The following is a 20,395-nucleotide window of genomic DNA, read 5'->3' as shown; positions in this document are numbered from 1 at the left end:
GCCCCTGAGCCGCCGCCCCGTGGAGCCCCGCGCCGCCCCCCGCCGTAGGTGTGTTGCGTCAGCGGGGGGGGGGCGGCGGCGACCGGCGGCGATCGGGGCGCCGGGGCGGCACCCCTCGCGCACTCGCCGAAAAAGGGCGGATCGCGGGGGTTTGTCCTCGCGGGACGTGCGGGTTTGCCCCTGCTCGGCGCCGGGGTGCGCTCGCACCGGGCGCGGGGGCTTGTCCGCGTCGAATTCGTACCCCCGTACGATCGACAACCGTGCTGGCTTCCCCGAACCCTTCCCGTCGCGGCCGTCGCTCCACCACCATGGGCGGCATGCCGCTGAATGACATGCCGTGGTGGCGCTGGCGCACTCAGGTGCGTTCCGCGCTGCACATGCTCTCCGACCCCGTCTTCCACCAGGAGTGCTGGCTGGCCGGGCTCGACGGGTACGGGGACATCACCGACGCCGTCTACCGCCTCGTCGAGGACACCTGGCTCGACAACTGGTCCGCCGAGAAGTACGTCGGCACCATCTTCCGGGACTCGGGCGAGGCCGCCGTCGTGGACGTCGCCGTGCTCCGGGTCCTGCGGATCATGCACCAGGTCGGCGCCGACGCCCCCGTCTCCGCGTACATGGCCCACCACGGCTGGCCGGAAGCGGTACGGGCGGCCCGCGAGGCGCACGTACGGATGGCGCAGGCCGACGGGGACGACCCGGACACCGCTCCGCGCTCGCTGGAGCTCATCCGCATTCTCACGAACCCGGCCTAGGGATCCGTCCTGGTGTGCGATCCTCTTGGGTCATGAGAGACGACCCCAAGCCCGCGCCCGCAGCCTCCGACCAGTACGTGCTGACCCTGTCCTGCCCGGACAAACAGGGCATCGTGCACGCGGTGTCCAGTTATCTGTTCATGACCGGCTGCAACATCGAGGACAGCCGGCAGTTCGGGGACCACGACACCGGACTGTTCTTCATGCGGGTCGCCTTCGCCGCCGAGGCGCCGGTCACCGTGGAGAAGCTGCGGGCCAGCTTCGCCGCCGTCGGGGACTCCTTCCGGATGGACTGGGAGATCCACCGGGCCGAGGACAAGATGCGGATCGTCCTGATGGTCAGCAAGTTCGGGCACTGCCTGAACGACCTGCTGTTCCGGTCGCGGATCGGCGCGCTGCCGGTCGAGATCGCCGCCGTCGTCTCCAACCACCCGGACTTCCGCGAGCTGGTCGGCTCGTACGACGTCCCCTTCCATCACATTCCGGTGACGAAGGAGACCAAGGCCGAGGCCGAGCAGCAGGTGCTCGACCTGGTCGCCGCCGAGCACGTCGAGCTCGTGGTGCTGGCCCGCTACATGCAGGTCCTCTCCGACCACATCTGCAAGCAGCTCAGCGGGCGCATCATCAACATCCACCACTCCTTCCTGCCGAGCTTCAAGGGCGCCAAGCCCTACCACCAGGCGCACGCGCGCGGAGTGAAGCTGATCGGCGCGACCGCGCACTACGTGACGGCCGACCTCGACGAGGGCCCGATCATCGAGCAGGAGGTCGAGCGCGTCGGCCACGAGGTCACCCCGGAGCAGCTGGTGGCCGTCGGCCGCGACGTGGAGTGCCAGGCCCTTGCCCGCGCGGTGAAGTGGCACAGCGAGCACCGGGTGCTGCTCAACGGGCACCGCACGGTCGTCTTCGACTAGCCCCACCGTTGCGCGGCGTGCCCCGAGGGGTCCGCGGGGGCCGAGGGCGCGGTGCGGGTCACAGGCGGGACAGCGAGGCCGCCGCGAACAGCACGTCCCGCACCGCCCCCTTGTCGCCCAGCTGCCCGGCCGCCGCCTCCTGCGGCGGTACGTGTCCGGCCGCGAGCCGGCAGAACTCGACGCCGTCCAGAGCGATGTGCGCCACCTTGCGGTCGGGTGAGCCGACGGCCGCGGGGGAGTCGAGCGCGATCCACCAGTCGCCGCCGCCCGGACCCTCCACTTCCAGGTGCAGGGTCCGGCCCGGGGACCCCGCGGTGACCAGGCCCTGCGCGGGCGGCGCGAGACCGGAGCGGCGGCGCGCGGCGAGCGTGCCGGGCAGTAACCGGGCCGCCAGGTCGATCAGCTGGTGCAGATGGGCGCCGGACGGCGGTTCGTACGGGTAGTCCACCGCCCGCGCGATGTCCTCCGCGTGCACCCAGCACTCGAAGGCCCGCTCCAGCAGCGCGTCCTTCAGGGGCAGCGCGAACGCCCCGTAGTCCACGTCGAGCTCGGCCGCCCCGCTGCCCGCGAAGGACGCGGTGCGCAGCAGGGTGTGGCTCTGCTCGCGCCACGGGGTGCGGACCGCGCGGGTGGGCGGCTGGTGGGAGCCCTGCCAGTACGCCTCCGTACGGCTGGTGGGGTCGGGGCCCGTGCCGTCCGGGAGGACGAAGGGGTCGTCCAGGCCCAGCGCCCTGGCCACGAGTCCGTCGACGGCCATCAGGTGTCCGATGACCGCGGCGACGGTCGCCTTGCGGCGCACCGGCTGCTCCTCCTCGAACCAGCGCAGCTGCACCGGGGCGTGCCACTCGCCCGGGTCGATGTCCGAGAGCAGGGCGTCGAGCCGGGCCGTCTCCGCGTCGTAGGGCCGCGCCCAGCCGGGCACCGGGATGAGGGCGGGGCGGCGGAGCAGACAGGTGTCCAGGACCCGGGAGCGGAGCTGCGGGTCGAGGTCGAGGCCGCGCTCGGCCTGGAGCAGCCCGACGGCGTCCCGCAGCCGCAGCGCCTCGTCCGCGCAGGGGGCGCACTCGGTGAGGTGCTCCTCCACGGCCCGGGTCTCCTCGCCCGAGCAGGCCGCCAGCGCCCAGGCACCGAGCAGTGACTTCAGGGTGCGGTGCTGGGAGAGGTCACCGGGCGCGCCGTGGCTGCCGTTTCCTCCGTGACTGTCGTGACCGCCGTGACCGCCGTGACCGCCGTGACCGCCGGGCGTGCCGTGGCCGTCGTCCCTGTCGTACGTGCCGTCGCCGTCGGCTCCGGAGCCCTCCGGGGTGGGGCTCACCGGGAGCTCCCGTGGTCGCCGTACTCGCCGCGGACGCCGCCCGGGTACGAGGGGTGGGCCGTGTTGGCCGTGGACAGGAGCTGGAGGCCGAGCCGGAGCCTGCGACGGGCCTCGTCCTCGGTGACGCCGAGCTGGCGGGCCGTCTGGCGGTAGTCGCGCCGCTGGAAGTACGCCAGTTCCAGGGCCTCGCGCAGCGGCGTGGGCATCGAGGTGACGATGTAGTCGGCGCGGGCCACGGCCGCCGCCCTGCGCACCTTCAGTTCCAGCTCCTCGGCGGTGCCCTCGCCCTCGGCGAGCGCCGCCGACTCGGACTGGCGCAGCCGGTGCACGGCCCGCCGGTTGGTGAGCCGGGCGATCCAGGCCCGCATGGAGCCTTCCTTGGGGTCGTACGCGTGCGGGTTCTCCCAGACGTGCCCGAAGACGTCACGGGTGATCTGGTCGGCCGCGTCCTCGTCGTCCAGCACGCGGTGGGCGAGGCTGTGCACCAGCGAGGCGAACCGGTCGTACAGCTCGCCGAGCGCGGCCGCCTCGCCCCGCGCCAGCCGCTGCTGCATCCTGCGGTCCCAGCGCGGCGGTGCGTCCTTCGGCATCCGGCTCCCACCCCCCCCAGCACGACGTACCCCGCCATGAAACCCGTGCGCTTTCGAATGTAGTGCGGGGACCGGACGGCGCACGCTCCTTTGCGACAAGTGCGCCCCCGGGGGTGGTCCGGGATGGTAGTGATCCGGTCATTACGTACCTCCTGCGTACGGACCTCACAGGCGGGCGGTGTTTCATGGGGAGGGCGGTAGGGAAGCCGCGATGAGGAAGGTTGACTTCCGGTTAGTTGAAAGGTCCGACGTGGCGCTGAAGGTGACAGAGGCAGAGCACGACGGCTGGGCCGTGCTGCACATCTCCGGCGAACTGGACCTGGTGACCTCGCCCGCCGTGCGCCAGCACGTCCACCACGCCGTCGCGGACGGCCGCCACCGGTTGGTGCTCGACCTCTCCGACGTCCTGTTCTGCGACTCCAGCGGGGTCGGCGTGCTGATCGCCGCCCGCCGGCTGATGCGCTCCTGCCAGGGCAGCCTGCGGCTGATCCTGCCCGCCCGCGGGGCGGTGGACGGCAGCCACGTCAACCGGGTGCTCGCTGCCCTGGGCGTGCGGCGCCTGTTCGAGGTGTTCCCCGACGTGCCGACGGCCGTGGACGACACGGCCCAGTCCCTGTCCGCCTGACGGGACCCGCCACCGGGCCCGCCGGCTGCCGCAGCCGGGGTCCAACCGCCCCTCCCGCGGATGATTTCCCTGCATAACCCGCCTGGTCCGCGCGACCACGTCGTACGCTCACCTGCATGGACAGCGCAGAGTACGAGCGCAAGACAGCGGCCCGTTTCGCCTCCTTCGACCAGGACGGCAACGGCTACATCGACCGCGAGGACTTCAGTGCCGCGGCTGCCGCGATCCTTGCCGAATTCAGCACCACAGCCCGTTGCGACAAGGGACAGGCCCTCTACAGTGGCGCCGAGGCGTTCTGGCAGGGAATGGCCGGAATCGCCGACGTGGACGGCGACCAACGGGTCACCCGCGACGAGTTCGTGACAGGTGCGGTCAAGCGCCTGCGCGACAACCCGAAGAGGTTCGCCGAGATCGCCCGCCCCTTCCTGCACGCCGCGATCGAGATCGCGGCGGCCGCGGACGGGGAGGGGGAGGGCTTGACGGTCGCGGCGGCCACCCGGCTGCTGCGGGTACTGGGCGCGGACGCCCAGGCCGCCGAGCAGGTGGCGGGCGCACTGGACGCGGACGGCGACGGCCGCATCACCGAGGAAGAGACCCTTTCCGCCTTCGCCCACTACTACACGCTGGACGGCCCCGACCCGCAGTAACGGCCCCCGGGGGGCGGTTCACCAGCTGCCGGGAACCGGAACCGGAACAGCGACCGGGGGCTCGCTCCCACGACCCCGGGCCCACGACCCCGGGCCCACGACCCCGGGCCCACGACCCCGGGCCCACGACCCCGGGCCCACGACCCCGGGCCCACGACCCCGGGCCCACAACCCCGGGCCCACAACCCGGCCTCAGGAGCTGGAGCCGGAGCCGGGGTCCGGTCCCGGGGTGGTGGACCCGCGGTCAGATCCCGGCACCCGCGCCGCGGTCCGTGAACCGCTCCCTCAGCTTGTACTTGAGGACCTTGCGCAGCGTCTCGTTGCGCGGCATCTCCGCCACCACCTCCAGCTGCTCCGGCAGCTTGTGCGTGGCCAGCCCGGCCTTCCCGAGGTACGCGACGACGTCCGCGAGCGCCAGGCCGGGCCGGCCGGCCCTCAGTTCCACCACCGCGCAGACCCGCTCGCCGCGCTCCGCGTCCGGCAGTCCGACGACCGCCGCATCGGCGACCGCCGGGTGCTGGTGCAGCAGGTCCTCGATCTCCTTCGCCGAGATGTTCTCGCCCTTGCGGATGATGACGTCCTTGAGCCTCCCGGTCAGCACCAGATGGCCGGAAGTGGTCAGATGCCCCAGGTCACCGGTGATCAGGCGACCCTCGTCGTCGAACGCCGACGCCGTCGCGGCCGGGTCCAGATACCCCTGGCAGACCGCCTCCCCGCGCAGCCGGATCTCACCGTCCACCCCGGCGGGCACCGGCTTCCCCCCGGTGTCCGTGACCGTCACCGACATCCCTCGCGGAGGTCTGCCCTCGGTCGTCGCCAGGTTCTCGGGGGAGTCGTCGGGCGCCCCCATGGTGATCATGGGCACCTCGGTCATCCCGTACCCGTGGGTGAGTTGGCAGCCCAATTCGCGCACGACCGCGTGGTAGATCTCGGGTGGCTTCGGCGCCCCGCCGCCCGCCATCAGCCGCAGCGTCGGGATCAGCGGCACCGAGGGGTCCTTGCGCTGCTCGGCGAGGAACATCGTGTAGAAGGCCGTCGAGCCGCCCGCCACGGTCACCCCGTGACGGCGATATTCGGCCAAAGCCGCGGGCAGCGCGAACTGTTCGAAGAGCACGGCGGGGAACCCGTACAGCAGCAGCATCACCAGATAGTCGGGGCCCCCGATGTGGGCGAACGGGAAGGCGACCGAGCCCACGTCCGAGGGGACGGGCCGCAGCGCGTGCGCCAGGCAGGAACCGGCCGCGACGAGCGAGCGGTCGGTGTGCAGCACGCCGCGCGGGTCCGCGGTGGTGCCGGAGGTCCAGTAGATCCAGCGCACCTCGGTGCCCTCGGCGGGCGGTGGCGGCAGGACGGCCGGGTCCCCGTCGGGCAGGTCGTCGTACGTGGTGAGGACGACCAGCGGGCGCGGCAGCCCCCGGGCCAGCCGGTGCGCCATCGACGCGTGGTCGAATCCCCGCCACTCGCCGGGCACCACGAAGAAGTCCGCCTTCGACTCGCGCAGCGCGAAGCCCACCTCGCGGTCCCGGTAGAAGGGGATCACCGGGGACTGCACCGCGCCCAGGCGGGCCAGCGCGAGCGAGAGCAGCACCGTCCGGATCCGGGTCGGCAGCTGCCAGGCGACCACGGAGCCCGGCCGCACCCCGAGGCCGTACAGCCCGGCGGCGACGCGCTCGGCGTGCTCGTGCAGCCCGCCGAAGGTGAGGGTGTGCTCCTCCTGGAGCAGCACCGGCCGGCCGGGGGTGAGACCGGCCCGGCGGCGGACCAGCTCCCAGAGGGTCCGGGACTCGCCCAGCTCGTGCGCGATCCGCTCCGATTCGGCATCGGGTGCGGCTTCGGGTGCGAATGCGTGTGCGGCTGCGGACTCGGTTGCTGGTGCTGGTGCTGGTGCTGGTGCGGATTCGGATTCGGGTGCGGTGTGCGGTGAGGTCACTACGCCCTCCCGGGAACTGACGCCTCGTCAGGAACAGCCGTGAGCGTAGGGCTCCGCGCCTTGTCGGTCCAGGGGTGCGCCGCTAGCCTGAATTCTGACGGGTCATCAGATACCGCTAAGGGGACTGCCGGATGGGCCACACCGAACTGCCTCGCATCATCAGCGTCGACGACCACGTGATCGAGCCCCCGCACCTCTTCTCCACCTGGCTACCGGCCAAGTACCGGGAGCGCGGCCCGCAGCCGCTGACCGCGGGAATCGGTGAACTCGCCTACACCGGCGGCAAGTACGTCATCTCCATGGATCCCGAGGGCCCGCCCACCGACTGGTGGATCTACGAGGACCTGAAGTTCCCGTACAAGCGGAACATCGCCGCCGTCGGCTTCGACCGCGACGACATGACCCTGGAGGGCATCACCCGCGCCGAGATGCGCAAGGGCTGCTGGGACCCGGCAGAGCGGCTCAAGGACATGGACCTCAACCACGTCGAGGGCTCCCTCTGCTTCCCCACCTTTCCGCGCTTCTGCGGCCAGACCTTCGCCGAGGCCCACGACAAGGAGGTCGCGCTCGCCTGCGTGCGCGCTTACAACGACTGGATGGTCGAGGAGTGGTGCGGCGACAGCGGCGGCCGGCTCATCCCGCTGTGCATCGTCCCGCTCTGGGACATCGGCCTCGCGGTGGCCGAGATCCGCCGCAACGCGGCCCGTGGGGTACGGGCGGTCACCTTCTCCGAGATACCCACCCACCTCGGCCTCCCCTCCATCCACTCCGGTTACTGGGACCCCTTCTTCGCGGTCTGCGAGGAGACCGGGACGGTCGTCAACATGCACATCGGCAGCAGCTCCCAGATGCCCGCCGCATCCCCCGACGCCCCGCCCGCCGTCCAGGCCGCGCTCTCCTTCAACAACGCGATGGCCTCGATGATGGACTTCCTCTTCTCCGGCGTCCTGGTGAAGTTCCCGCAGCTCAAGCTCGCCTACAGCGAGGGCCAGATGGGCTGGATCCCGTACGCCCTGGAGCGCGCCGACGACGTCTGGCAGGAGCACCGGGCCTGGGGCGGCGTCAAGGACCTGATCCCCGAGCCCCCGTCCACGTACTACTACCGGCAGATCTTCTGCTGCTTCTTCCGCGACAAGCACGGCATCGCCTCGCTCGACGTCGTCGGCCGCGACAACGCCACCTTCGAGACCGACTACCCGCACGTCGACTCCACCTTCCCGCACACCAAGGACGTCGCCCTCGACCACGTCAAGGGCCTCGACGACGAGACGGTCTACAAACTGATGCGCGGCAACGCGATCCGGATGCTCGGCCTGGACCTCGACCGGGACCGCCGGCGCTCGGACCGGGACCGGCAGCGCCCCGACCGGGACCGGCAGCACCCCGACCGGGACCTGCGTCGCTGATGGACCTGACGTACACGCCCGAGGAGGAGGAATTCCGGGCCCGGCTGAGGGGGTGGCTGCGGCGGGTGCTGCCCACGCTGCCGCCCCGCCCCGACCCCGGTGACTGGCCGGGCAGAAGGGCGTACGACACCGGCTGGCAGCGGATGCTGTACGACGCCGGGTACGCGGGTCTGCCGCACGAGGCCGCCCCCACCCAGCACCTGATCTTCCTGGAGGAGACCGAACGGGCCGGCGCCCCCTACGTCGGCGCCAACTTCGTCGGGCTGCTGCACGCGGGTCCGACCATCGCCGCCGAAGGCACCCCGCAGCAGCGGGAGCGCTGGCTGCCGCCGATCCTGCGCGGCGACGAGGTCTGGTGCCAGGGCTTCAGCGAGCCGGACGCGGGCTCCGACCTGGCCTCGCTCCGCACGAGGGCGGTGCGCGACGGGAACTCCTACGTCGTCACCGGGTCCAAGATATGGACCTCGCACGCGGAGGTCGCCGACTGGTGCGAGCTCCTCGTCCGCACCTCGCCCGTCACCCCGGAAACCCCGAAGCACAAGGGCATCACCTGGCTGGCGATGCCGATGGACGCCCCCGGGGTGACGGTGCGGCCGCTGCGCACGCTCGCCGGGTCGGCCGAGTTCGCGGAGATGTTCCTCGACGAGGTGCGCGTCCCGGTGGCCCACCGGGTCGGCGCCGAGAACGACGGCTGGCGGGTCACCATGGTCACGCTCTCCTTCGAGCGCGGCACGGCCTTCGTCGGCGAGGTGGTCGCCTGCCGCCGCACGCTGACCCTGCTCGCCCGCGAGGCCGTGGCCAACGGCCGCTGGGACGACCCGTCGCTGCGACGCCAACTCGGGCGGCTGAACGCCGAGTTCGCCGTCCTGTGGCGGCTCACCCAGTGGAACGTCAGCGAAGCCCGTGCCCACGGCGTGCCCGGCGTCGGCGGCTCCGTCTTCAAGCTCCGCTACTCGCACGCCCGCCAGCAGCTGTACGACACCGCCGCGGACGTCCTCGGCCCCGCGGCCGCCCTCGACCTCGACGACCCGCACGGCTGGAACCTCGACCGGCTCTCCGCGCTCTCCTACACGATCGCCGCCGGCACCTCCCAGATCCAGCAGAACATCGTCGCCGAGCGCATCCTCGGCCTCCCGAAAGGCCGGTGAGAGGCGCCCGTGGACTTCCAACCGACCGCCGACCAACGGGCGTTGCGCACCGGTATGCGGGACCTCCTCGCCCGGCGCTTCCCGCGCGAGGAACTGCGCGCAACGCTGGAGCGGGGCACCCTCGACAGAGCCCTGTGGCGGGCGCTCGGCGACACGGGCCTCTTTGCGCTCCGGCTGCCCGAATCCGAGGGCGGCGTCGGCCTCGGCCTCCCCGAGGCTGCGCTGCTCTTCGAGGAAGCGGGCCGCGCCCTCCTGCCGGGACCACTGGTGGACACCCATCTTGCGGCCGGCGCGGTGAAGGGCGCCGCCGAGGGCGAGGTGATCGTCACCGCCCCGGCGGGAGCGCTGATCGCGCACTTCGCGGACGCGGACGTCGTACGGGGCCGGGACCGGGCCGCACTGGCGGAGGTGGTGCTGCCGGTGCGTTCGGTGGACCCCCTCACGCCGCTGCACAGGCTGCCGGACGGACTGGACGGACTGGACGGACCGGACGGACTGGACGGACCTAACGGACTGGACGGACCGGATAAACCGGCAGGCCGGTCCCGACGCGTTGAGCCCGCAGGGGACCGGGCGCCCGCCGCACACCGGTCACCTGAATCGATTCTTCTCACGGCTGCCGAACAGTCGGGCAGTGCGGCCAGAACGGTCGAGCTCGCCGTGCAACACGCTTCCCGGCGCGTTCAGTTCGGCCGGCCGGTCGGCGCGTTCCAGGCCGTGAAACACCTGTGCGCACAGATGCTGGTGCGCTCCGAGATGGCCCGTACCGCCGTCTACGCGGCAGCCGTCACCGCGGCGTCCCCCGACATCGCAGCGGCCAAGCTGCTCGCCGACGAAGCGGCCGAGCGCAACGCCAGGGACTGCCTCCAGGTGTGCGGCGGTATGGGCTTCACCTGGGAATCCGACGTACACCTGCACCTGAAGCGAGCGTGGGTGCGGGCCGCGCGGGGTCCTTCCCGGGCGGAATTGGAGGAGGAACTGGCCCGGGAACTGTTGATGGTCGCCGTCGACGACCCCGCTGATCAGGTGTGATCGGGAGTAAACGGACGGATCGGGGCGGAGCTGCGGCACAATGGATCACGGTTCAAGCAGAAGAGGTCACCCTGTGTCGATATCGGGTTGTGTCCTTCCGGAGGGCCGTCACGGGCCGGAGTCGGCTCCGGGCTCCGGTACGCTCCGTCAGATGCGAGTGGTGGTGGAGCACGGGATTCCCGGTGCGGCCTGTATGGCGGCTCCGGACCGGGCGACGTGCGTCGAAGCCACCGTCCCTCGCGTCGGGCGAAGGCGCCACAAGCGCTCACGTTCGACTCTCCGCAACGTGCGTCGCACAGTATGCAGGACGCGTACTCCTTCGCGCTGGAATATGCCTGAAGCGCTTGTTGCGGTGACTGTACGTCAACCATGCTGTGCCACAAGGGAATCACGTTCCGTGACCCTGTGGAGACGCGAGGCGTTGTGTCCGCCGGTTCGGATGGTGTGAGCGGTGCAGGTGCTTCAGGTGCAATTGGAGGTCGGGGCCGATCCCGCGGAAGTGGGGCGGGCCCGCAGGTGGGCACGGTCCAGGCTGGTCGGCTGCGGAATCGACGCCGACGAGCCGGTCGCCGAGACGTTGGTGCTGCTCATTTCGGAGCTGGTCACCAACGCCGTCGTGCACACGGGCTGTCCGGCCGTGCTGCGGATGCTGTTCCCCGGGGGCGAGGGGGCGGACGGCCGCGGGACCGGCAGCGGTGCCGGGTCCGGCGCGCCGGACCCCGGCGGTCCGGGTGAGGGCACCGCACCCGGTGTGTCCGGCTGTGGCATGGTCCGGGTGGAGGTGGCCGACGTCAGCGCCCGGCCTCCACGGCCGCGCCACGCGGAGGGCGACGACACCAACGGCCGTGGCCTGGAGCTTGTCGACGGACTCGCCGACCGGTGGGGCTGGCAGGCCGAGGGTTCCGGCAAGCGGATCTGGTGCGAGGTGGACCGGCAGGTCGCACGGCCCGCGGGGGCGTGCGGAGAGCGCCCCGAAACGGTGAGGTACGAGCCGTCGCGCGCCGTCACCAATCTGGCATAGCGGACATCTCACCGGGTCGGTGTTGACGCCAGATGGGCGGCTGCTCACCCTTGTGAAGGCGATTCGTTGCGAGGGGACGCCGAGGGCGCCGGGCCGTCCTCGGCGAATGCGGGTCGGTGGGGTGGTGGCCGGCGCGGCATGCCGACGGCCACCACCCGCATACGGATCCGTCCCCGGTGGCCCGGGGTGCGCATGCGGGTGCGTGGGGTTTCGGCTGTGACCATGACGGTGGCTGTGACCATGGCTGTGGCTGTGGCTGTGGCTGTGGCTGTGACCGTGACCATGGCTACGGCTGCGGCTCAGAGGACGGCAACCGGCGCCACCGGTGTCCCCGTCCCGCCGACAAAGGGCTCCGGCATCGCCGACAGCAGGAACCCGTACCGTCCCTCCTCCGCGCACGCCACCGACAGCTCCTCCAGGTTCCAGTTCTGCCCCTGCAGCATCCCCATCTCGACCAGATGGAGCGCGTGCACCGGCAGCCACAGGTTCTCGATCTCCGGCGGGAAGATCTCGAAGGTCAGGGTGTCGTTCGCGACCGCGGCCACGTCCCGCGCGTGGAACCACTCCGGGGTCCGCACCGAGAGCCCGGGGGACGGATAGCCGTAGCCGTGCTTGTCCCCGCCCAGGTACACCCGCACCTGCCCGGTCCGCACCAGCACGATGTCGCCCGCCGCCACTCTGAGCCCCGCCAGTTCCTCGGCCGCGTCCAGGTCCTCGGGCGTGACCGCGTGACCCCCTTCCAGCCGCTCGGCCCCACGCGCCCGTGCCACGTCCAGCAGGACCCCGCGCGAGACCACGTGCCGGGCCTTGTCGATGCCGCTGAAGGCGGAGCGGCCGTGCGCGGTGATGGTGTCGGCGGAGCGCCCGTTCCAGATCCGGCCGGAGTGCGAGGCATGGGTCAGCGCGTCCCAGTGGGTGCCGGCCTGGAGCCCCATCGTCACCGCGTCGTCGCTGGTGGCGACCGTTCCCGGGCCGAACAGCTCCTGGTTGAGCTGCACCATCGAGTGCAGCGGATTGACCCGCCCCGGGATCATCCCGGTCTGTACGCCGTCCTGCTGGAGCGGCAGTGCCAGCGGGACGCGGCGCCCGCTGCGTACGGTCCGTGCGGCGGCCCGCACCACCTCGTCCGTGATCAGGTTCAGCGTGCCGATCTCGTCGTCGGCGCCCCAGCGGCCCCAGTTGTTCACGCGTTTGGCGATGTCGTGGAACTCGGCAGGCAGGGACATTTGCGGGTCCTCCCGGGTCTTGTGCCGGAGCGGCGGGGTGGTCCTAGAATCTAACGGTCCGTCAGAAACCTTGGGAAGGCGTGGTGATGGGTAACTTCTTGGCCGGCAAGGTCATAGCGGTGACCGGAGCGGGGCGCGGGATCGGGCGGGCGGTGGCGCTGGCGTGCGCGGCGGAGGGCGCACGGGTGGTGGTCAACGACTACGGGGTCTCCATGGCGGGCGCCGAACCCACCAGCGAGGTCGCGGCCGGTGTCGTCAAGGAGATCGAGGCGGCGGGCGGTACGGCGGTCGCGGTGGCCGACGACATCTCCACCATGGCGGGCGGGCAGCGGGTCGTCGACACCGCGCTGAGCGAATACGGACGCGTCGACGGCGTCGTCTGCGTGGCCGGCATCCTGCGCGAGCGGATGCTGTTCAACATGTCCGAGGAAGAATGGGACGCGGTCGTCGCCACCCACCTCAAGGGCACCTTCACCCTCTTCCGGGCCGCCTCCGCGGTCATGCGCCGCCAGGGCACCGGCACCCTCGTCGGCTTCACCAGCGGCAACCACCAGGGCAGCGTCGCCCAGGCCAACTACAGCGCGGCCAAGGGCGGCATCATCTCCCTGGTCCGCAGCGCGGCCCTCGGCCTGCACAAGTACGGGGTGACGGCGAACGCGGTGGCCCCCGTCGCGCGCACCCGCATGTCGGCGGGCGTACCCATGGAGCTGAAGGAGATCGGCGAGCCGGAGGACGTCGCCGCGCTGGTCGTGTACCTGCTCTCCGAACGGGCCAGGGCCGAGGGCGTCACCGGGCAGGTCTACACGGTGGCGGGGCCGAAGATCGCGGTGTGGGCGCAGCCCAGGGAACTGCGCGCGGCGTACGCGGCCTCCGGCTCCTGGACGCCGCAGGCACTCGCGGACTTCCTGCCGGGGACGGTCGGTACGGACCCGATGCCGATGCTGGCCCAGCTGGCGGCGATGCGGGAGGCGGCGGACAAGGGGGAGCGGCCGAACGCGGCGGGGTGAGTAGCCCCGGCTGTACGCCCTTCGCTGCTGATACTCAACTTCTCGGAGTGGCAATGGACTTCGCGTTCGGTACGGACGACTCGGCCTTCCGGGGCGAGGTGCGGGAGTGGCTCGACGCTGCTCTGGTGCCCTTCGCGGACGCCCTGGGTGCGGGCGGGCCCGGGCGCGAGCACGAGGCCATGGCCGCCCGGCGCGACTGGGAGCGGGAACTGGGTGCGGCGGGCTGGATCGGGCTCGGCTGGGATTCGCCCCCGTACGCCCGCAGGCAGGCCACCCTCGTCCAGCAGGTGATCTGGGCCGAGGAGTACGCCCGCTCCCGGGCCCCTGCCAGGATCGGCCACATCGGGGAGAACCTGCTCGCCCCCACACTCCTCGCCTACGGCACCGAGGCCCAGCGGCGCCGGTTCCTGCCCGGCATCGCGCGCGGCGAGGAGCTGTGGTGCCAGGGGTACAGCGAGCCCGGCGCGGGCTCCGATCTGGCGGCCGTGCGGACCGCCGCGGTGCGGGACGGCGAAGGTCACCGGGTGACCGGGCAGAAGGTGTGGACCTCGCTCGCCCACGAGGCCGACTGGTGCTTCGTCCTCGCCCGTACGGAAGCGGGGTCGGCCCGGCAGCGCGGCCTGTCCTTCCTCCTCGTACCGATGCGGCAGGAGGGGGTGGAGGTGCGGCCGATCCGGCAGATGTCCGGGACGGCCGAGTTCAACGAGGTCTTCTTCGACGGGGCGTACGCCGGGGAGGTGGTCGGCGGCGAGGGGAGGGGCTGGGCCGTCGCCACGAGCCTGCTCGGTCTGGAGCGCGGAGTCTCCACGCTCGCCCAACAAGTGGGTTTCGAGCAGGAGTTGGCGGATGTCCTGGCGGTGGGGACGGACGACCCGGTATTGCGGGATGCCCTCGTACGGCAGTGGAGCGAGCTGCGCGTGATGCGCTGGAACGCCATGCGCACCCTGGGTACTTCCGCGGCCGACGACCCCGGCGCCCCGAGCGTTGCCAAGCTGCTCTGGGGGAGCTGGCACCAGCGCCTCGGCGAGCTGGCGATGCGGGTGCGGGGGGCGGAAGCGACGGTGGCGGGGGGCACGGGGCCTGCTGCGGGCACGGGGGGCGCAGGGTCTGCTCCGGGCACGGGGGGTTCGGCGGGGGTGGCGGGTGCGGGGGACTCGGCGGTGGCGGTGGGTGCGGTCGGTGGGGTGGTCGCATGGGACCCCTCGTACCCGCTGGACCGTACCCAGCGGCTGTTCCTCTTCTCGCGCGCCGACACCCTCTACGGCGGCTCCGACGAAATCCAGCGCAACATCATCGCCGAGCGCGTGCTCGGCCTGCCGAGAGAAGCGAGGGGATCGCGATGAGGGGTGTCGTCTTCGACGGGAAGCAGGTCGAGGTGGCCGACGACCTGGAGATACGGGACCCGGGGCCGGGGGAGGTGCTGGTGGGGATCGGCGCGGCCGGGCTCTGCCACAGCGACCTGTCGGTGATCGACGGAACCATTCCGTTCCCCGTGCCCGTCGTCCTCGGCCACGAGGGCGCGGGGGTGGTGGAGGCGGTCGGCGCGGGGGTGCGCCACGTGGTGCCGGGCGACCACGTGGCCCTCTCCACACTGGCGGGCTGCGGGGTGTGCGCGGAGTGCGACCGGGGGCGGCCGACCATGTGCCGCAAGGCCATCGGCATGCCCGGGCAGCCCTTCTCGCGCGGCGGAACCCCGCTCTACCAGTTCGCCTCCAACTCGGCATTCGCAGAACGTACGCTGGTCAAGGCCGTCCAGGCGGTGAAGATCCCGTCCGACATCCCGCTCACCTCCGCCGCGCTCATCGGCTGCGGAGTCCTCACGGGCGTCGGCGCCGTCCTCAACCGGGCCAGGGTCGGACTCGGCGAGAGTGTCGTCGTGATCGGCACCGGCGGCATCGGCCTCAACGTCATCCAGGGCGCGCGCATCGCGGGTGCCTCGGTGATCGTCGCGGTCGACACGAACGTGGCGAAGGAGGCGGCGGCGCGCCGGTTCGGAGCCACCCACTTCCTGCCCTCGGTGGACGAGGTGCGCGACGTCCTGCCCACCGGTGCGGACCACGTCTTCGAGTGCGTGGGCCGGACCGCCCTGATCCGCAAGGCGATCGAGCTGCTCGACCGGCACGGGCAGGCCGTCCTGCTCGGCATGACGGCGCCGACGGACGAGGTGAGCTTCCTGCCCGCCGCGATGTTCCTGGACAAGTCGATCCTGGGCTGCCGGTACGGATCCTCCAGGCCGCAGCGCGACGTGCCGCTGTATGCGGAGCTGTACCGGCAGGGACGGCTGCTGCTGGACGAGCTGGTGACGAAGACGTACCCGGTCGAGGACTTCGCGAAGGCGGCGGACGACGCACACCGGGGGAGGGTGGCGCGGGGGGTGCTGACCTTCTGAGCGGGGGGCGGTACCTGTTCCCGTTCGGACTCCGGTGCCGGTGCGGGTACAGGTGCGGGCGCGGGTTCAGGTCCCGGGGCCCGAACCGTTGTCGGCGAGGTGCGTGCGGAAGGTGCGGCGGTAGACCGTGGGCGGGACGCCGAGCGCGGCCTGCAGGTGCTGACGCATCGACTGCGCCGTGCCGAAACCGGACTCGTGGGCGACCTGGTCGATGGAAAGGTCGCTGGACTCCAGCAGCTGCCTGGCCCGCTCCACCCGCTGCTGGGCCAGCCACTGACCGGGGCTGATGCCCGCTTCCTCACGGAACCGGCGGGTGAAGGTCCGCACCGACATCGACTCCTGCTCGGCCATGTCGCGGAGCTGGATCGGCTCGTGGAGGTGACCGAGAGCCCAGGCGCGGGCTGTCGTCGTGGTCGCCAACTGAGGTTCAGGTACCGGGCGTTGGATGTACTGGGACTGCCCGCCGTCCCGGTGCGGGGGTACGACACTGCGGCGCGCCACGTCGTTGGCGACGGCCGCCCCGAAGTCGCGGCGCACCATGTGCACGCACAGGTCGATGCCCGCGGCGACGCCCGCAGAGGTGAGCACGTCACCGTCGTCGACGTACAGCACCTCGGGGTCGACCCGGACGGACGGGAAGAGGCGCTGGAAACGGTCCGCCCAGTGCCAGTGGGTGGTGGCCGGGCGGCCGTCGAGACAGCCGGCCGCCGCGAGGACGAAACCACCGGTGCAGATGGAGGCCATGCGGGTGCCGGGGCGCACGTGACGGAAGACGTCGGCGATCGTGGGCGGAAGCACGCCCTCCTCGAAGAGGGAGGCGGGCTCGTACGCGGCCGGGACCATGAGCGTGTCGGCGTCCGCGAGTACCTCCGGGCCGTGCTCGACGTGGAGGGAGAAGTCGGCCTGGGTGGGGATGAGTTGACCGGGGGCGGTGCCGAAGGTGGTGACCTCGTAGAGAGGGGCGCCGTCGGGGCCGTAGGCGCGGCCGAAGATGCGGTGCGGGATGCCGAGCTCGAAGGGGATGACTTCGGGGAGAGCGAGGACGGCGACCCGGTGAGGTGTCCTGGTGCGGCCGGGCTTCGGATCTGAGCTCATGGCCCGATCGTAGCGAATGCTGTCCTTCGGGCCACTCGTTCGAGATGATCGCTGCCCGGATGCTGGGGGACGTGAAGCAGATACCCCCTCCCGTACAGCCGGAGCCGGCTGAAGTGTCCGTGCCGGATGCGGTGCCCGCGCAGGCGGGAGCACCGGTGCGGGACGACGTACCCGTGCAGGATGCACCCGTACCGCCCGTACCCGGGGCAGCCCCCGTGGCGCCCCCGGAGGTGCGTGCGCCTGCGAAGGCGACCCGAGTCCACCGGGCCTGGTTCGTGGCTGCGGTCGCCTTCGTGACGATCATCGGTGCCGCCGCCTTCGCTTCCCTGCCCGGGCTGCTGATCGAGCCGCTGAACAGGGAGTTCGGCTGGTCCCGCGGCACCATCGGCTTCGCGGTGTCGATCAACCTCGCGCTGTACGGACTGACCGCGCCCTTCGCCGCCGCGCTGATGGACCGGTTCGGCATCCGGAAGGTGGTCGCGGTCGCGCTGACGGTGATAGCCGTGGGCTCCGGGCTCACCGTCGTGATGACCGAGGCCTGGCAACTGTTCCTGTTCTGGGGTGTGCTGGTCGGCCTGGGCAGTGGATCGATGGCCCTGGCCTTCGCTGCCACGGTCACCAACAGGTGGTTCGTGGCCCGCCGCGGCCTGGTCACCGGCATCCTGACGGCGGCGGGTGCCTCCGGCCAGCTGGTGTTCCTCCCGCTCCTCTCCTGGCTGGTGGAGCGCTACAGGTGGGAGTTCGCGTCGGTCACGGTGGCGCTCACCGCGCTCGCCGTCGTGCCCTTCGTATGGCTGCTGCTGCGGGACCATCCGGCGGACGTGGGGCTGGCCCCGTACGGTGCGGACGCCTTCGTGCCGAAGCCGGCTCCGGTCCCGGGTGCGGCCCGGCGGGCGGTCAGGGTGCTGTTCTCGGCAGCCCGCACCGGCCCCTTCTGGCTGCTGGCCGGTACCTTCGCGATCTGCGGTGCTTCGACGAACGGCCTGGTCAAAACCCACTTCATCCCCGCCTCGCACGACCACGGCATGCCGGTCACGGCAGCGGCCGGCCTGCTCGCGGTCATCGGCGTCTTCGACGTCATCGGCACGATCGCGTCGGGCTGGTTCACCGACCGCTTCGAGGCCCGCCGCCTGCTCGCCGTCTACTACGCGCTCCGTGGCATCTCGCTCCTCTTCCTCCCCATGCTGCTCGCCCCCACCGTCCATCCGCCGATGATCTTCTTCATCGTCTTCTACGGCCTGGACTGGGTGGCCACGGTGCCGCCGACCATCGCTCTGTGCCGCGAGTACTTCGGCGAGGACAGCGCCATCGTCTTCGGCTGGGTGCTCGCCTCACACCAGGTGGGTGCGGGCCTGGTCGCCTTCCTCGGCGGACTGGCACGTGACGTCTTCGGTACGTACGACCCGGTCTGGTACGCGTCGGGGGCGCTGTGCGCGGTGGCGGCGCTGATGGCCCTGATCATCCGGAGGAAGCCCGTCCGAACGGCCGAGGTGACCGGATAGCCTCCTCTGACCAGGGGAAACAGGGGGACACGCAGGGTGCGGCAGGGGGTCAGGAAAGGCAGTCGGCTCACCCGATCGAGAGCGGCACCTCCAGCACGTCAGCCGCTGAAGCCGCCGAACCTCCCCCGGTGGAACAGCAGCGGTGAGCTTTCCGGCGCACCCGGGGCGGCGGCGCTCAGGGCTTCCACGCGGCCGACGACGATGAGGTGGTCACCCCCGGTGTGCACGGTCCGGATCGTGCAGTCGATCCAGGCCGGTACGCCGGCCAGACGCGGCGAACCCGTCACGGGCGCCGCGTCGTACGCCACCCCCGCGAACTTGTCCGCTCCGCTGCGCGCGAAGCCGAGGCACAGCTCGGACTGGTGGGCACCCAGGATGTTGACGCAGAAGACCCCGGCGCGGGCGATGCGGGGCCAGGTCGTCGACGTACGGGCCACCATGAAGACGACCAGGGGCGGATCCAGCGACAGGGACGCGAAGGACTGGCAGGCGAACCCGGCGGGCGGCTCACCGTCCGGCCCCGGCGTGCCAGGTGAAGTGACAACGGTGACGCCACTCGCGAAGTTCCCCAGCACGCGCCGGAATTCGCCCGGATCAAGCGGAAGCCGTTCATCCGCACCCACGGCCCTCAAGTCGGGACGGGGCAGCGGTTCGACCGGCTCGGCAACCGTGGCGGCACCGACGGACCTGAGGTAGCGGACGGCGGTGGCGGCCATCCCGGCGTGTCCCATCACACCAACGATTGAAGCTGACGGAGCGTCAGATGGGAAGGGCTGTGCGGCTGTGGGGGCATGCCCATGCGGGGAGAGACCCCGCCCGCTCACAGCCCTCGATAGCGCGGAGTCCGGCGTTCCGCGAAGCTGGTGACGCCCTCCTGGGCGTCGGCGGTCGTCATGTTGATCTCCTGGGCTGCGGCCTCCGCGGTCAGGGCCGTGGCACGGTCCGTGTCGAGGGAGGCGTTGACCAGCTGCTTGGTGAGGGCGAGGGCCCGGGTGGGGCCGGCGGCCAGGCGTTCCGCCCAGGCGCGGGCCGTCCTCTCCAGGTCGTCGGCGGGGACGACCCGGTTGACCAGGCCCAGCCGTTCCGCTTCGGCGGCCGGCAGTGCGTCCCCGAAGAACATGAGCTCCTTCGCCCGCTGCGGGCCGATCAGCCGCGGCAGGAGATAGGCGCCGCCGCCGTCCGGCACCAGTCCTCGGCGTACGAATACCTCAATGAAGGAGGCCTGCTCGGCGGCGATGACGAGGTCGCAGGCGAGCGCGAGATGGGCGCCGAGGCCGGCCGCCGTCCCGTTGACGGCCGCGATCACCGGCTTCTCGCAGTCCAGGACGGCGGTGATGAGGCGCTGGGCGCCGAGCCGGATGAGCCGGGCGACATCGCCGGGCACCCGGAGGGCGGGAGTGGCTGCCGATCCCTTGGTGCCGGTGGAGATGGAGGTGCCGGTGCCGTCTCCATTGGTGCTGGTGCTGGTGCTGGTGCTGGTGCCGGTGTCGGTGGAGGTGCCGCTGGGGGTGCCGGTGCCGCCGCTTCCGCCCCGCAGGTCGGCGCCCGCGCAGAATCCCCTGCCCGTTGCCGTGATCACCACCGCCCTGACCCCGGGGTCCGCCGAGGCCTCGGAAAGGAGCGAAATGATGCGTTCGCGCTGGTCAGCGGCGAGGGCGTTCATCGCTTGAGGGCGGTTGAGGGTGATCCACGAGACCCCGTTGTCAGTGGCATGGAGTATCAATGTGGTCACGGAGAGTGGTGGCGGGGTGGGGGGTGTGCAGTCCTTCGCTGTGGCCGTGCCCGTCGAGTCT

19 protein-coding genes are annotated in these 20,395 nt (G+C 71.7%); 12 read left to right on the top strand and 7 right to left on the bottom strand.

Annotation, left to right across the window (positions count from 1 at the left end):
* Window positions 1–308: 308 nt before the first annotated feature.
* Both ACFWVV_RS02845 and purU read left to right on the top strand, forming a co-directional pair.
* Window positions 309–755, top strand: a complete 447-nt coding sequence (locus ACFWVV_RS02845) for a hypothetical protein (protein ID WP_384342873.1) — start codon at window positions 309–311, stop codon at window positions 753–755.
* A 32-nt stretch (window positions 756–787) separates the two neighbouring features.
* Window positions 788–1,669 (top strand): formyltetrahydrofolate deformylase, encoded by an 882-nt coding sequence (gene purU / locus ACFWVV_RS02840; RefSeq protein WP_384342328.1) that lies wholly within the window; start codon window positions 788–790, stop codon window positions 1,667–1,669.
* 58 nt (window positions 1,670–1,727) lie between these two features.
* Here the strand turns inward: purU and ACFWVV_RS02835 are convergent, their stop codons facing one another.
* Both ACFWVV_RS02835 and ACFWVV_RS02830 read right to left on the bottom strand, forming a co-directional pair.
* Entirely contained in the window at window positions 1,728–2,984 is a 1,257-nt protein-coding gene (locus ACFWVV_RS02835; protein ID WP_384342330.1) for a zf-HC2 domain-containing protein, read from the bottom strand.
* Window positions 2,981–3,574: a sigma-70 family RNA polymerase sigma factor gene (locus tag ACFWVV_RS02830; RefSeq protein ID WP_384342331.1), complete on the bottom strand. Its 594-nt coding sequence runs from the start codon at window positions 3,572–3,574 to the stop codon at window positions 2,981–2,983. Before ACFWVV_RS02830 ends, ACFWVV_RS02835 begins: the two co-directional genes overlap by 4 nt.
* Window positions 3,575–3,785: 211 nt before the next feature.
* On the opposite strand from ACFWVV_RS02830, the gene ACFWVV_RS02825 reads away from it, so the two are divergent.
* Both ACFWVV_RS02825 and ACFWVV_RS02820 read left to right on the top strand, forming a co-directional pair.
* A complete protein-coding gene (locus tag ACFWVV_RS02825; protein ID WP_384342333.1) occupies window positions 3,786–4,199 on the top strand; it encodes an STAS domain-containing protein in 414 nt (137 codons plus the stop codon).
* A gap of 116 nt (window positions 4,200–4,315) precedes the next feature.
* Window positions 4,316–4,846, top strand: coding sequence for an EF-hand domain-containing protein (locus ACFWVV_RS02820; RefSeq protein ID WP_384342334.1), 531 nt, complete (start codon window positions 4,316–4,318; stop codon window positions 4,844–4,846).
* A 244-nt stretch (window positions 4,847–5,090) separates the two neighbouring features.
* Here the strand turns inward: ACFWVV_RS02820 and ACFWVV_RS02815 are convergent, their stop codons facing one another.
* On the bottom strand, window positions 5,091–6,650 hold the full coding sequence (locus ACFWVV_RS02815; protein ID WP_384342875.1) for a class I adenylate-forming enzyme family protein: 1,560 nt from the start codon (window positions 6,648–6,650) through the stop codon (window positions 5,091–5,093).
* Between the two features lie 257 nt (window positions 6,651–6,907).
* Between ACFWVV_RS02815 and ACFWVV_RS02810 the strand changes: the two genes are divergently transcribed.
* From ACFWVV_RS02810 to ACFWVV_RS02795, 4 genes are all read left to right on the top strand, one after another.
* Window positions 6,908–8,182, top strand: a complete 1,275-nt coding sequence (locus ACFWVV_RS02810; protein WP_384342336.1) for an amidohydrolase family protein — start codon at window positions 6,908–6,910, stop codon at window positions 8,180–8,182.
* Complete coding sequence (locus tag ACFWVV_RS02805; protein WP_384342338.1) at window positions 8,182–9,330, top strand: acyl-CoA dehydrogenase family protein; 1,149 nt, start codon at window positions 8,182–8,184, stop codon at window positions 9,328–9,330. Before ACFWVV_RS02810 ends, ACFWVV_RS02805 begins: the two co-directional genes overlap by 1 nt.
* 9 nt (window positions 9,331–9,339) lie before the next feature.
* Window positions 9,340–10,362: an acyl-CoA dehydrogenase family protein gene (locus ACFWVV_RS02800; protein ID WP_384342340.1), complete on the top strand. Its 1,023-nt coding sequence runs from the start codon at window positions 9,340–9,342 to the stop codon at window positions 10,360–10,362.
* A gap of 451 nt (window positions 10,363–10,813) precedes the next feature.
* On the top strand, window positions 10,814–11,383 hold the full coding sequence (locus ACFWVV_RS02795; protein WP_384342342.1) for an ATP-binding protein: 570 nt from the start codon (window positions 10,814–10,816) through the stop codon (window positions 11,381–11,383).
* A gap of 299 nt (window positions 11,384–11,682) precedes the next feature.
* Here the strand turns inward: ACFWVV_RS02795 and ACFWVV_RS02790 are convergent, their stop codons facing one another.
* Window positions 11,683–12,609 carry a cyclase family protein gene (locus ACFWVV_RS02790; RefSeq protein WP_384342343.1) on the bottom strand — a complete coding sequence of 309 codons (927 nt, stop codon included), beginning with the start codon at window positions 12,607–12,609 and terminating at the stop codon, window positions 11,683–11,685.
* Between the two features lie 86 nt (window positions 12,610–12,695).
* Between ACFWVV_RS02790 and ACFWVV_RS02785 the strand changes: the two genes are divergently transcribed.
* Genes ACFWVV_RS02785 through ACFWVV_RS02775 form a run of 3 tightly spaced genes read left to right on the top strand, consistent with a single transcriptional unit; the run spans window position 12,696 to window position 16,005 of the window.
* A complete protein-coding gene (locus tag ACFWVV_RS02785) occupies window positions 12,696–13,616 on the top strand; it encodes an SDR family oxidoreductase (protein ID WP_384342344.1) in 921 nt (306 codons plus the stop codon).
* Window positions 13,617–13,669: 53 nt separating this feature from the next.
* Window positions 13,670–14,959: an acyl-CoA dehydrogenase family protein gene (locus ACFWVV_RS02780; protein ID WP_384342346.1), complete on the top strand. Its 1,290-nt coding sequence runs from the start codon at window positions 13,670–13,672 to the stop codon at window positions 14,957–14,959.
* Window positions 14,956–16,005 (top strand): Zn-dependent alcohol dehydrogenase, encoded by a 1,050-nt coding sequence (locus tag ACFWVV_RS02775; RefSeq protein ID WP_384342347.1) that lies wholly within the window; start codon window positions 14,956–14,958, stop codon window positions 16,003–16,005. Before ACFWVV_RS02780 ends, ACFWVV_RS02775 begins: the two co-directional genes overlap by 4 nt.
* 66 nt (window positions 16,006–16,071) lie before the next feature.
* Here the strand turns inward: ACFWVV_RS02775 and ACFWVV_RS02770 are convergent, their stop codons facing one another.
* Entirely contained in the window at window positions 16,072–17,100 is a 1,029-nt protein-coding gene (locus ACFWVV_RS02770; protein ID WP_384342348.1) for a GlxA family transcriptional regulator, read from the bottom strand.
* Window positions 17,101–17,144: 44 nt separating this feature from the next.
* Here ACFWVV_RS02770 and ACFWVV_RS02765 point away from each other — a divergent pair, with 44 nt between their 5' ends.
* Complete coding sequence (locus ACFWVV_RS02765) at window positions 17,145–18,602, top strand: MFS transporter (protein ID WP_384342350.1); 1,458 nt, start codon at window positions 17,145–17,147, stop codon at window positions 18,600–18,602.
* Window positions 18,603–18,700: 98 nt separating this feature from the next.
* On the opposite strand, the gene ACFWVV_RS02760 is transcribed toward ACFWVV_RS02765, so the two are convergent.
* Both ACFWVV_RS02760 and ACFWVV_RS02755 read right to left on the bottom strand, forming a co-directional pair.
* Window positions 18,701–19,333, bottom strand: a complete 633-nt coding sequence (locus ACFWVV_RS02760) for a flavin reductase family protein (RefSeq protein WP_384342352.1) — start codon at window positions 19,331–19,333, stop codon at window positions 18,701–18,703.
* An 89-nt stretch (window positions 19,334–19,422) separates the two neighbouring features.
* The gene (locus ACFWVV_RS02755) at window positions 19,423–20,325 is read right to left on the bottom strand and encodes an enoyl-CoA hydratase/isomerase family protein (RefSeq protein ID WP_384342876.1); all 903 of its coding nucleotides are present in this window, start codon (window positions 20,323–20,325) and stop codon (window positions 19,423–19,425) included.
* Window positions 20,326–20,395 lie beyond the last annotated feature (70 nt).

Source organism: Streptomyces sp. NPDC058663, assembly GCF_042716745.1.
Classification (GTDB): Bacteria; Actinomycetota; Actinomycetes; order Streptomycetales; family Streptomycetaceae; genus Streptomyces.
The sequence above is the reverse complement of the archived record's forward strand: the minus strand, read 5'-3'. Positions and strand labels throughout refer to the sequence as shown.

Coding starts and splice junctions, on each gene's coding strand:
- ACFWVV_RS02845 (WP_384342873.1), top strand. CDS start 309: ATGGGCGGCATGCCGCTGAATGACATGCCGTGGTGGCGCTGGCGCACT.
- purU (WP_384342328.1), top strand. CDS start 788: ATGAGAGACGACCCCAAGCCCGCGCCCGCAGCCTCCGACCAGTACGTG.
- ACFWVV_RS02830 (WP_384342331.1), bottom strand. CDS start 3,574: ATGCCGAAGGACGCACCGCCGCGCTGGGACCGCAGGATGCAGCAGCGG.
- ACFWVV_RS02825 (WP_384342333.1), top strand. CDS start 3,786: ATGAGGAAGGTTGACTTCCGGTTAGTTGAAAGGTCCGACGTGGCGCTG.
- ACFWVV_RS02820 (WP_384342334.1), top strand. CDS start 4,316: ATGGACAGCGCAGAGTACGAGCGCAAGACAGCGGCCCGTTTCGCCTCC.
- ACFWVV_RS02810 (WP_384342336.1), top strand. CDS start 6,908: ATGGGCCACACCGAACTGCCTCGCATCATCAGCGTCGACGACCACGTG.
- ACFWVV_RS02805 (WP_384342338.1), top strand. CDS start 8,182: ATGGACCTGACGTACACGCCCGAGGAGGAGGAATTCCGGGCCCGGCTG.
- ACFWVV_RS02790 (WP_384342343.1), bottom strand. CDS start 12,609: ATGTCCCTGCCTGCCGAGTTCCACGACATCGCCAAACGCGTGAACAAC.
- ACFWVV_RS02785 (WP_384342344.1), top strand. CDS start 12,696: ATGGGTAACTTCTTGGCCGGCAAGGTCATAGCGGTGACCGGAGCGGGG.
- ACFWVV_RS02780 (WP_384342346.1), top strand. CDS start 13,670: ATGGACTTCGCGTTCGGTACGGACGACTCGGCCTTCCGGGGCGAGGTG.
- ACFWVV_RS02775 (WP_384342347.1), top strand. CDS start 14,956: ATGAGGGGTGTCGTCTTCGACGGGAAGCAGGTCGAGGTGGCCGACGAC.
- ACFWVV_RS02770 (WP_384342348.1), bottom strand. CDS start 17,100: ATGAGCTCAGATCCGAAGCCCGGCCGCACCAGGACACCTCACCGGGTC.
- ACFWVV_RS02765 (WP_384342350.1), top strand. CDS start 17,145: ATGATCGCTGCCCGGATGCTGGGGGACGTGAAGCAGATACCCCCTCCC.
- ACFWVV_RS02760 (WP_384342352.1), bottom strand. CDS start 19,333: ATGGGACACGCCGGGATGGCCGCCACCGCCGTCCGCTACCTCAGGTCC.